Raw genomic sequence first — 209 nt, 5'->3', positions numbered from 1 at the left:
AAATACCGCGCCAAATACGGCCGGGCGGTCGAATGTCTGGTCAAGGATCGCGACGCCCTGCTGGCCTTCTACGACTTCCCGGCCGAGCATTGGGATCACTTGCGCACGAGCAATCCCATCGAAAGCGTGTTCGCGACCGTGCGGCACCGGACGGTGCGCACCAAGGGCTCGTTGTCGCCAACTCCCGCCAGGCTGATGGTGTTCAAACT

The 209-nt window shown here is 62.2% G+C and carries 1 protein-coding gene; it reads left to right on the top strand.

Going from position 1 to position 209, the window contains the following annotated elements:
• On the top strand, window positions 1-209 hold a 209-nt coding region (locus tag AC5ZGW_RS48045), incomplete at both ends, for a transposase (RefSeq protein ID WP_496114383.1).

This window comes from Bradyrhizobium sp. Crot121 (assembly GCF_059512385.1).
The sequence above is the reverse complement of the archived record's forward strand: the minus strand, read 5'-3'. Positions and strand labels throughout refer to the sequence as shown.